A 10,430-nucleotide genomic window follows, 5' to 3' on the forward strand; every position below is an offset into this window, starting at 1 on the left:
GAACTTACGAATAGCGCAACGCGTGCGCCGGCTCGATCTTCGCCGCTCGCCAGGCCGGGTAAACGGTGGCCAGGAAGCTGAGGATGAAGCCCGCCGAGCAGATCAGCAGCACGTCGCCACCCTGCAATTCCGATGGCAGGTTGCTGACGAAGTAAACGTCGGAACTGAAGATGTGCTGACCGGAGACTCGCTCGATCCAGCCCACCAATTCAGAGACGTTCAGCGCCGCAATCACGCCGAGCACACCACCAATGATGGTGCCGACAATCCCGATCACCGTGCCCTGCACCATGAAGATCGCCATGATCTGCCGTGGCGTGGCGCCGATGGTGCGCAGGATCGCGATGTCCGCGCCCTTGTCGTTCACCACCATGATCAGGGTCGCGATGATGTTGAACGCCGCCACCGCGACGATCATCAGCAGCAACAGGCCGATCATGGTTTTTTCCATCTTCATCGCACTGAACAGGCTGCCCTGGGTGTGGGTCCAGTCGTCAGCCTTGAAGTCAGTGCCAAGGCCGGTGGCGATGTCCGACGAGACCTTCGGCGCGGCGTACAGGTCTTTCACCGCCAGGCGCACGCTCTGCACCTGATTCGGTTCCCAGTGCTGCATCTGCGCGGCATCGGCGACGTGGATCAGGCCCATGGAACCGTCCAGCTCGGCGCCGACCTTGAACACACCGACCACGTTCAAACGCTGCATGCGCGGGGTAATGCCGCCCGGCGCGGTACTGACTTCCGGCACGATCAGGGTGATCTTGTCGCCGACGTTCAGGCGGAAGCGGCGGGCGGTGATCTCACCCAGCACTACGCCGAATTCGCCCGGTTTCAAGGCGTCGAGACGGCCCTGCACGATGTGCTGCGCAACGATCGACACCTTGCCTTCCTGGGCCGGGTCGACACCGCTGATCTGGATCGGCTGCATCATGCCCTTGTAGGACAGCATGCCTTCCATTTCAGTGAACGGCACGGCGGCGGTCACTTCGGGATTTTTCAGGGCAGCGGCAGCCACCGGTTGCCAGTCATCGATCGGCTTGACGCCAACGATGGTCGCGTGGGGCACCATGCCGAGGATGCGCGAGCTCATTTCGCGCTGGAAGCCGTTCATCACCGACAACACCACGATCATCGCCAGCACGCCGAGGGCGAGGCCGATCATCGAGGTCATCGAAATGAACGAAACAAAGCGATTGCGGCGCTTGGCGCGGGTATAGCGCGTGCCGATAAAGATCGATAACGGTCTGAACATTCGCTGGGGCACCGTATAAAAATAAAAGACCCGAGGCCTTTTCAGGCATCGGGTTTCAAGCCGTCAGATAGGGGTCAGGCAACCTTCCTGCAAATGCAGGACGCGGTCCATCTGGCGAGCCAGGTTCATGTCGTGAGTCACTACCAGGAACGCCGTGCGCATCGACGTGCTGAGTTCCAGCATCAAGTCCTGTATGCCCTGGGCGGTGTGGGAGTCGAGGTTGCCGGTCGGCTCGTCGAGCATCACCAGGCCAGGCTTGTTGACCAGTGCACGGGCAATCGCCACACGCTGACGCTCACCGCCGGACAGTTCGGCCGGTTTGTGCTCCAGACGATGGCCCAGACCGACTCGCTCCAGCAACGCGGTGGCGCGCTGACGCGCTTCCGGGATCGGCGTCTTGCCGATCAGCAGCGGCATGCAGACGTTTTCCAGCGCGGTGAATTCCGGCAGCAAGTGGTGAAACTGATAAACGAAGCCCAGCGAGCGGTTACGCAGCAGGCCGCGCTTCTTCTCGCTGAGAGCCGAGAGTTCTTCGCCGTCGAGCCAGACGCTGCCCTTGGTCGGCGTGTCGAGGCCACCCAGCAGGTTGAGCAAGGTACTTTTGCCCGAACCCGAGGTACCGACAATCGCTACACGCTCGCCCGGATGCAACTCCAGTTGCAGACCGGCCAGTACTTCTACCGATTCCGGGCCTTCCTCGTAGGATTTGCCCAGGTTGCGGCAGCTCAAGATTGCTTTTTCACTCATGCCCGACTCACTCATAACGTAGCGCCTCCGCCGGCTGGGTGCGCGCGGCACGCCAAGCTGGATACAGGGTGGCGAGGAAACTCAGGACCAACGCAGCCGCGCAGACCATGATCACATCCTGGCTCTGCACCTGCGACGGCAGGTAATCGATGAAATACACGTCGGCGTTGAGGAATTTATGCCCGATCACGCCTTCGAGGGCCGAAATCGCTGCGCTGACGTTGAGCGCGGCAAAGATCCCGACCACGGCGCCGATGGCCGTACCGACCACACCGATCACCGTGCCTTGCACCATGAACGTGCGCATGATCGTGCCCGGCGTGGCGCCCAGTGTGCGCAGAATGGCGATGTCGCCCTTCTTGTCGTTCACCACCATCACCAGCGTGGAAATGATGTTGAACGCGGCAACCGCGACGATCAGCAGCAACAGCAGGCCGATCATGGCTTTTTCCATGCGGATCGCCTGATACAGATTGCCGTGGGTGCGGGTCCAGTCGCGGGCGTAGTAATGGTCTTCACCAAGCCGTTGAGCGATGTTCCACGCTTCACGCGGTGCCTGGAACAGGTCGTCGAACTTCAGACGCAGGCCCTGCACCTGATCAGGCTTCCAGCGGTGCATCTTCGCCAGATCCTGCAGGTTGGTCACGCCCAGGTAACCGTCCAGCTCACCGGCGCCGACATGGAAGATGCCGACCACGGTGAAGCGCTTCATGCGCGGGAACATCCCGGCCGGCGTCACGCTGACCTCCGGCGCGACGAAGGTGACCTTGTCACCGATGCCCACGCCGAGCTTGGTCGCGGCCTTGTCGCCGATCACGATGCCGAAGCTGCCCGGCGTCAGGTCGTCGAGTTTGCCCTGCTTCATGAAGTTGTCGATGATCGAGACGTTGCGTTCCAGCGCCGGATCGATGGCATTGAGCAACACCTTGGACACCTGGCCGTTGTTGGTCAGCAGCCCCTGCATCTGGGTGAACGGCGCGACGGCCGCCACCTGCGGGTTCTGCTTGACCTTGGCGGCCAGGCTCGGCCAGTCGCTGATGGCTTCACCGGACTCGATGGTCGCGTGGGGCACCATGCCCAGCACGCGGGTGCGCATCTCATGATCGAAGCCGTTCATCACCGACAACACCACGATCATCACGACCACGCCAAGGGCGAGCCCGATCATCGAAGTCAGGGAAATGAATGACACAAAATGATTGCGACGCTTTGCACGGGTATAACGCGTGCCGATAAATACGAAGAGAGGTCTGAACATGTCGGGGCTTGTTCGGAGGGAAAAGGAACGTCCTTGTGGCGGGGGTCGATAACCAGCTTTACACTCAGACCACCGCCGCTACCATGGGTTCGCCATGTCGACATTAGATGAAGAAGATCGCCGCGAATACTACCGTATCGAGGACACGATCGCACTGGAAATTAGGCCCCTGTCCGCTCCCGAAGCCGCAGGCCAGGAAGTGTTGCAGGATGCTTCCCCGCTGTTCAATCTGCTCAGCGAACTGCACCTGAGCGAATTCGAGTCGCAGCACCTGCTGCGCCAGATCAGTGAACGTGACCGCGCCATCGCCGCGTTCCTGAAATCCCAGAACAAACGCATCGACTTGCTCAGCCAGGTGGTCGCCCTGACCGTGCTCGGCCACATCGGCGAGCCGCAGCCAGTGATCATCTCCGAGGGCGGCATCGACTTTCAGTACCCGACCCCGATCGCCACCGGCGCCCACCTGTCGGTCAAACTGGTGCTGATGCCCCAGGCGCTTGGCCTGTTGCTGCGCGCCCGGGTGACCCATTGCGACCGCAAGGGCGACGGCTACGACATCGGCACCGAGTTCGAACACTTGACCGATGCCCAGCGCCAGTTGCTCGCCCGCTATATCTTGCAAAAGCAGGCACAGGAACGACGTCTGGCCCGCGAACAGAACGAATCAGGCATTTAATTAAGGAAGAACCGTGACCCTTATCTACGGCCACCGCGGCGCCAAGGGCGAAGCACCGGAAAACACCCTGACCAGTTTTCAGGAATGTCTCAAGCACGGCGTACGCCGTTGCGAACTGGACCTGCACCTGTCCAAGGACGGCGAGTTGATGGTCATCCACGACCCGACCCTCAAGCGCACCACCGAGCGCCGTGGCAAGGTGGTCGAGCACTCTGCTGCCGATCTGGTGACCTACGACGCCCGCAAGGGTGGCCCGGGCTGGATCAAGCCGTGTCCGATTCCGACGCTGGAAGCACTGTTCGAGCAATGTGATTTCGATCACTGGCAGCTCGAAGTCAAAAGCGCTTCGCGCACCCGCGCCGCGACCACCGTGCTGGCCATTCGCGAAATGGCGGTCAGGCACGGACTGCTCGACAAGGTGACGATCACCTCGAGTTCAAGGGAAGTATTGAAAGCTGCACTGGATCTGGTGCCCGACGTATCGCGCGGCCTGGTGGCCGAATACGCCTGGCTCGACCCGTTGAAGGTCGCTCAGAGTTATGGCTGCGAGATTCTCGCGCTGAACTGGACGCTGTGTACGCCGGAACGCCTGCAGAAGGCGCAGCGCCAGGGGCTGCACGTGTCGGTGTGGACCGTCAACGAGCCTGCGCTGATGCGCAGACTCGCCGACTTCGGCGTTGACAGCCTGATTACAGACTTTCCCGGTTTGGCCACTGCCACCCTTGGGAATAGCTGAAATCGGTCTCCCCGGCCGGCTCAGGCCACCGGCCGGAGCCCGTCAAAAAAGCCGGTTGAGGCCGTCGTACGCCGCTACCCGATAGGCTTCGGCCATGGTCGGGTAGTTGAACGTGGTGTTGACGAAGTACTTCAGGGTATTCAGCTCACCCGGCTGGTTCATGATCGCCTGACCGATGTGCACGATCTCCGATGCCTGATAACCGAAGCAGTGAACGCCCAGCACTTCCAGGGTTTCACGGTGGAACAGGATCTTCAGCATGCCTTGCGGCTCGCCGGCGATCTGCGCACGTGCCATGCTCTTGAAGAACGCCTTGCCCACTTCGTACGGCACTTTGGCCTGGGTCAGTTCCTGCTCGTTCTTGCCGATCGAGCTGATCTCCGGAATGGTGTAGATGCCGGTCGGCACGTCATTCACGAAGCGCCAGCTGCCATTGTCGACGATGCTGCCGGCCGCCGAACGACCCTGGTCGTGGGCGGCACTGGCCAGGCTCGGCCAGCCAATCACATCACCGGCACCGTAGATGTTCGGCACACAGGTGCGGTAGGCCTCATCCACTTCGATCTGGCCACGACTGTTGACCTTGACGCCGATGTTTTCCAGACCCAACTGATCGGTGTTGCCGGTCCGGCCGTTGCACCAGAGCAAGGCATCGGCCTTGATCTTCTTGCCGGACTTCAGGTGCAGGATCACGCCGTTGTCCACGCCTTCGACGCGGTCGTAGTCTTCGTTGTGGCGCACGGTGATGTTGTTGTTGCTGAAGTGGTAGCTCAACGCCTGGGAAATTTCCGAGTCGAGGAAACTCAGCAACTGACCACGGTTGTCCACCAGCTCGACCAGTACACCCAGACCGCTGAAGATCGACGCGTATTCGCAACCGATCACGCCGGCGCCGTAAACGATCAGTTTGCGCGGGGTGTGGCCGAGGCTGAGAATGGTGTCGCTATCGTAGATACGCGGGTGGTGGAAATCGATGTCCGCCGGGCGATAAGGGCGCGAACCGGTGGCGATGATGATGTGCTTGGCCACCAGTTTCTCGACCACACCGTTGGCGCAGACCACTTCGATGGTCTGCTCGTCGGCGAAGCTGCCGGTGCCGAAGAACACGTCGACGCGGTTACGGGCATAGTAGCCGGTACGCGAAGCGACTTGTTTGGAGATGACTTTCTCGGCGCTTTTCAACACGTCCGGGAAGGAGAACCAGCGCGGCTCACCGATCGCACGGAACATCGGGTTGGTGTTGAACTGCATGATCTGCCGCACCGAGTGACGCAAGGCCTTGGACGGGATGGTGCCCAGGTGGGTGCAGTTACCGCCGACCTGACGACGGCTGTCGACCATCGCCACCTTGCGCCCTGCTTTGGCGGCGTTCATTGCCGCGCCTTCTCCCGCCGGGCCGGAACCCAATACCACCACGTCGTAGTTGTAGACAGCCATGCGTACTCCTCAGAACAGGCCGCGGTGCCAGCAGCACCGGCGGCTAAATCACGCCGAACGGCGGCGCGAAGGAACAATTGGGGGGCCAGTAGAAAACCCGGACACAGTCTATAGAAGCGTCAACGCCGCGCACATTAACCCTTGGTCGCGTCGTAGGCTACTTTTGCCTGCACTACAACGCCAGTTTTCGTACTGTCTTCAGTCAACTTTTGCGCCACTGAGCCGCTCGAAAGCCTGACTGGTGCGGGTGACGAAACCTGTATCGGCACGAATCACAAAGAATGCACCAATGTCGTGTTTTTCGGCATAGTCCCAGGCCCTTTCCGGCCCGAGAATCAGCAACAGTGTCGATAGTCCATCGGCCATCAACGCTGAAGGATGAATTACCGTGACCGACGCCAGATCGTGTAGGACCGGCGCCCCGGTGCGGGCATCGAAGGTGTGGGAATAGCGCCGGCCATCCTGCTGAAAATAGTTGCGGTAGTCGCCGGACGTGGAGAGGCCATAGCCATCGACGTTGATGACGCGCTCCGCCACCTGCTGATCGTCACGGGGTTCTTCCAATGCGATGCGCCATGGCGAGCCATCGAGTTTCTTGCCGGACGCCTTGAGCTCGCCCGTGGCTTCGGCGAGGTAATCATGAATGCCCATGGCATCGAGCCGCGCGGCAATGGTGTCGACCGCATACCCGGCAGCGATGCTGTTGAAATCGACTTCGACCGCCGCGTCCTTGCATAACTGGTCGCCATCGACACGCAGATGCCGGTAGCCCACCCGTTTCTGCACTTCAGCCAGCGCCGCCTCGCTCGGGACTTTTTCCTCACGCCCCTGCGGACCGAATCCCCAGAGATTGAGCAGTGGCTCCACCGTCAGGTCGTAGGAACCTTCGCTTTGTTGCGACAGCTGCTCACCAACCCTGACCAATTCGAGGATCGGCGCCGGCATGGTCTGACAGCGATCGGCGGGCAATGCGTTGAAGCGCGAAATGTCGGAGTCCGCGCGGTAGGTAGACATCTGCTGGTCGACGTCGGCGAGGATCTTCTCGACTTCGACGCGGACATCCTGAGGGGCAGGCAGATTGGCGCGGCGCACGTACTTGATCGAATAAGTGCTGCCCATGGTCGGGCCGCCGAAGCTCTCCATCGAGTCGCCGGAGCCGCAGCCAGACAAAACACCGAGAAGAATCACGAAAACTACCCATCGTCCAGTTAACAATTCTTCATCTCCGAGCAAAACCGAGCCCGCCATTATGACCACAGAGCCCGCTAGCTCCCAAACGGATGCAACGCTTTCATACAAAATCAAAAAAGTGAGTACCTGAACATGTCCTCCACCACGGGCAAAGGCAAAGCGATTTTTCGCGTTGTCAGCGGCAATTTTCTCGAAATGTTCGACTTCATGGTCTATGGCTTCTACGCCGTAGCCATCTCCAAGACCTTCTTCCCCACCGACAGCGCCTTCGCCTCCCTGATGCTCGCACTGGCGACCTTCGGCGCAGGCTTCCTGATGCGTCCATTGGGGGCGATTTTCCTCGGTGCCTACATTGACCGTCACGGCCGTCGCAAAGGCCTGATCATCACCCTCGCGCTGATGGCGGCCGGTACGGTGCTGATCGCCTGCGTGCCGGGCTACGCCACCCTTGGCGTCGCCGCGCCGCTGATCGTACTGTTCGGCCGATTGCTCCAGGGCTTCTCGGCCGGCGTGGAACTGGGCGGTGTGTCGGTGTACCTGTCAGAGATCGCCACGCCAGGCCGCAAGGGTTTCTTCGTCAGTTGGCAGTCCGCCAGCCAGCAAGCGGCGGTGGTATTCGCCGGTCTGCTCGGCGTCGGCCTCAACCACTGGCTGAGCCCGGAACAGATGGGCGACTGGGGCTGGCGTGTGCCGTTCCTGATCGGCTGCATGATCGTTCCGGTGATCTTCGTCATTCGTCGCTCCCTGGAGGAAACGCCGGAGTTCCAGGCACGTAAACACCGCCCTACCCTGCAGGAAATCGTCCGTTCGATCGGTCAGAACTTCGGCATTGTCATCGCAGGCATGGCGCTGGTGGTGATGACCACCGTGTCGTTCTACCTGATCACCGCCTACACCCCGACCTTCGGCAAGGCGGAACTGCACCTGTCGGACTTCGATGCGCTGCTGGTGACGGTATGCATCGGACTGTCGAACTTCTTCTGGCTGCCGGTGATGGGCGCACTGTCTGACAAGATCGGTCGCAAACCCCTGCTGCTGGCGGCGACGATTCTGGCAATCCTGACCGCCTACCCGGCGCTGTCGTGGCTAGTGGCGAACCCGAGCTTCAGCCATTTGCTGATCGTCGAATTGTGGCTGTCGTTCCTGTACGGCTCGTACAACGGCGCGATGGTGGTGGCGCTGACCGAAATCATGCCGGTAGAAGTTCGTACGACCGGCTTCTCGCTGGCCTACAGCCTGGCGACCGCGACCTTCGGTGGATTCACGCCAGCCGCCTGCACTTACCTGATTCATGTGCTGGACAACAAGGCGGCACCGGGGATCTGGCTCAGCGGTGCAGCGGTGCTGGGGTTGATCGCGACGCTGGTGCTGTTCCATGGCAACAAGCACGAACTGCGCACGGCACAAGCCGCCATCCCCAACTGACCTGAATCGCGCACAAACAAAAACGCCCCGACCAAAGTCGGGGCGTTTTCATTTGCAGCTAAGGCTTAGCGCGGGAAGGCTGGCGGGTTTACACCGGCCATGTCTTCCATCACGCGGATCACCTGGCAGCTGTAACCGAACTCGTTGTCGTACCAGACGTACAGAACAACGCGGTTATCCTGGGTGATGGTCGCTTCAGCGTCGACAACACCGGCGTGGCGCGAACCAACGAAGTCGGTCGAAACCACTTCCTGGGAATTGACGAAGTCGATTTGCTTGTGCAGATCGGAGTGCAGCGCCATGTAGCGCAGGTACTCGTTCATCTCTTCACGGGTAGCGGCTTTCTCAAGGTTCAGGTTGAGAATGGCCATCGACACGTTCGGCGTTGGAACACGGATCGCGTTGCCGGTCAGCTTGCCGGCCAGCTCAGGCAGGGCCTTGGCAGCAGCGGTAGCAGCACCGGTCTCGGTGATTACCATGTTCAGCGCGGCGCTACGACCACGGCGATCGCCCTTGTGGAAGTTGTCGATCAGGTTCTGGTCGTTGGTGTACGAGTGAACGGTTTCGACGTGGCCGTTGACGATGCCGAACTTGTCATTCACGGCTTTCAGCACCGGCACGATGGCGTTGGTGGTGCAGGAAGCAGCGGACACGATCTTGTCGTCAGCAGTGATTTCGCTGTGGTTGATACCGTGAACGATGTTCTTCAGCTTGCCTTTGCCAGGCGCGGTCAGAACAACGCGGTCGATACCCGGGCACTGCAAGTGCTGACCCAGGCCATCGGCATCACGCCATACACCGGTGTTGTCCACCAGCAGAGCATCTTTGATGCCGTACTGGGTGTAGTCCACTTCGGTAGGGTTTTTCGCGTAGATAACCTGGATCAGGTTGCCGTTGGCGGTGATGGTGTTGTTTTCTTCGTCGATGGTGATGGTGCCGTTGAACGAACCGTGTACCGAATCGCGACGCAGCAGGCTGGCGCGTTTGGTCAGGTCGTTTTCGGCGCCTTTGCGCACCACGATGGCACGCAGACGCAGGCCGTCGCCGCCACCGGTTTTTTCGATCAGGATGCGCGCCAGCAGACGGCCGATACGACCGAAGCCGTAAAGCACAACGTCAGTGCCTTTGCGGGCCGAAGCGTTCTGCTGGCCAACCACGTCAGCCATTTCTTCACGAACGAATTGCTCGGCGGTACGGCCGTTGCCTTCGTTGCGGAATTTGAACGCCAACTTGCCCAGGTCTACCGAAACCGCGCCGAGCTTGAGCTCGCTCATGGCCTTCAGCAGAGGGAATGTTTCGTGGACGGAGAGTTCGCTATCGTCGGAAGAACGATGGCGAGCAAAGCGGTGAGCTTTGAGAATCGCGATGACAGACTGGTTGATCAGGCTGCGGCCATAGATCGAGCTCACCACGTTGTTATTGCGGTAGAGCTGACCGATAAGCGGAATCATCGCTTCTGCGAGTGCTTCACGGTCGATCCATTCACCAAGACACTGGTCGGGCTTCTGAGTCACGGGAACCTTCCACATGTAGGGGCAGAAAAAAGGGGCTACATTATGCCGCCGAGAAGCTCTCGTAGCAATGCGCGCTTGTCGCGCAAACGGTAACAAAATTCCGTCCAAAAAAATAACGCTCTCCGCCAGCCCAGTAAAACCGGGGCTTTCAGCGCAGTCAGTTTTTCGACGACTGTTAGACGATGTCTGTAACCCTC

At 60.3% G+C, this 10,430-nt stretch carries 9 protein-coding genes; 3 read left to right on the plus strand and 6 right to left on the minus strand.

Annotated elements, in window-relative coordinates; translation table 11 throughout:
* Positions 1–4: 4 nt before the first annotated feature.
* The 3 genes from AC1RMX_RS24775 to AC1RMX_RS24785 form a co-directional block, all read right to left on the minus strand.
* A complete protein-coding gene (locus AC1RMX_RS24775) occupies positions 5–1,249 on the minus strand; it encodes a lipoprotein-releasing ABC transporter permease subunit (RefSeq protein WP_096822078.1) in 1,245 nt (414 codons plus the stop codon).
* A 63-nt stretch (positions 1,250–1,312) separates the two neighbouring features.
* A complete protein-coding gene (gene lolD, locus AC1RMX_RS24780; RefSeq protein WP_169844077.1) occupies positions 1,313–1,996 on the minus strand; it encodes a lipoprotein-releasing ABC transporter ATP-binding protein LolD in 684 nt (227 codons plus the stop codon).
* A gap of 7 nt (positions 1,997–2,003) precedes the next feature.
* Entirely contained in the window at positions 2,004–3,254 is a 1,251-nt protein-coding gene (locus AC1RMX_RS24785) for a lipoprotein-releasing ABC transporter permease subunit (protein ID WP_273540932.1), read from the minus strand.
* Positions 3,255–3,348: 94 nt separating this feature from the next.
* Here AC1RMX_RS24785 and AC1RMX_RS24790 point away from each other — a divergent pair, with 94 nt between their 5' ends.
* Both AC1RMX_RS24790 and AC1RMX_RS24795 read left to right on the plus strand, forming a co-directional pair.
* On the plus strand, positions 3,349–3,930 hold the full coding sequence (locus tag AC1RMX_RS24790; RefSeq protein WP_096822080.1) for a PilZ domain-containing protein: 582 nt from the start codon (positions 3,349–3,351) through the stop codon (positions 3,928–3,930).
* Between the two features lie 13 nt (positions 3,931–3,943).
* On the plus strand, positions 3,944–4,666 hold the full coding sequence (locus tag AC1RMX_RS24795; protein WP_096822081.1) for a glycerophosphodiester phosphodiesterase: 723 nt from the start codon (positions 3,944–3,946) through the stop codon (positions 4,664–4,666).
* Between the two features lie 42 nt (positions 4,667–4,708).
* Here AC1RMX_RS24795 and sthA read toward each other — a convergent pair whose 3' ends face one another.
* Both sthA and AC1RMX_RS24805 read right to left on the minus strand, forming a co-directional pair.
* A complete protein-coding gene (gene sthA / locus AC1RMX_RS24800) occupies positions 4,709–6,103 on the minus strand; it encodes a Si-specific NAD(P)(+) transhydrogenase (protein ID WP_007984277.1) in 1,395 nt (464 codons plus the stop codon).
* 198 nt (positions 6,104–6,301) lie between these two features.
* A complete protein-coding gene (locus AC1RMX_RS24805; protein ID WP_096822082.1) occupies positions 6,302–7,351 on the minus strand; it encodes an FAD:protein FMN transferase in 1,050 nt (349 codons plus the stop codon).
* A gap of 75 nt (positions 7,352–7,426) precedes the next feature.
* On the opposite strand from AC1RMX_RS24805, the gene AC1RMX_RS24810 reads away from it, so the two are divergent.
* A complete protein-coding gene (locus tag AC1RMX_RS24810; protein WP_096822083.1) occupies positions 7,427–8,719 on the plus strand; it encodes an MFS transporter in 1,293 nt (430 codons plus the stop codon).
* 65 nt (positions 8,720–8,784) lie between these two features.
* Here AC1RMX_RS24810 and AC1RMX_RS24815 read toward each other — a convergent pair whose 3' ends face one another.
* Positions 8,785–10,248, minus strand: a complete 1,464-nt coding sequence (locus AC1RMX_RS24815; RefSeq protein ID WP_493073317.1) for a glyceraldehyde-3-phosphate dehydrogenase — start codon at positions 10,246–10,248, stop codon at positions 8,785–8,787.
* Positions 10,249–10,430 lie beyond the last annotated feature (182 nt).

The sequence above is a fragment of the Pseudomonas sp. GW822-FHT03F04 genome, from assembly GCF_058801405.1.

Excerpts from the sequence above, each read along its gene's own strand:
- AC1RMX_RS24810 (WP_096822083.1), top strand. The coding sequence starts at position 7,427 with ATGTCCTCCACCACGGGCAAAGGCAAAGCGATTTTTCGCGTTGTCAGC.
- AC1RMX_RS24805 (WP_096822082.1), bottom strand. The coding sequence starts at position 7,351 with ATGGCGGGCTCGGTTTTGCTCGGAGATGAAGAATTGTTAACTGGACGA.
- sthA (WP_007984277.1), bottom strand. The coding sequence starts at position 6,103 with ATGGCTGTCTACAACTACGACGTGGTGGTATTGGGTTCCGGCCCGGCG.
- lolD (WP_169844077.1), bottom strand. The coding sequence starts at position 1,996 with ATGAGTGAAAAAGCAATCTTGAGCTGCCGCAACCTGGGCAAATCCTAC.
- AC1RMX_RS24775 (WP_096822078.1), bottom strand. The coding sequence starts at position 1,249 with ATGTTCAGACCGTTATCGATCTTTATCGGCACGCGCTATACCCGCGCC.
- AC1RMX_RS24790 (WP_096822080.1), top strand. The coding sequence starts at position 3,349 with ATGTCGACATTAGATGAAGAAGATCGCCGCGAATACTACCGTATCGAG.
- AC1RMX_RS24785 (WP_273540932.1), bottom strand. The coding sequence starts at position 3,254 with ATGTTCAGACCTCTCTTCGTATTTATCGGCACGCGTTATACCCGTGCA.
- AC1RMX_RS24815 (WP_493073317.1), bottom strand. The coding sequence starts at position 10,248 with ATGTGGAAGGTTCCCGTGACTCAGAAGCCCGACCAGTGTCTTGGTGAA.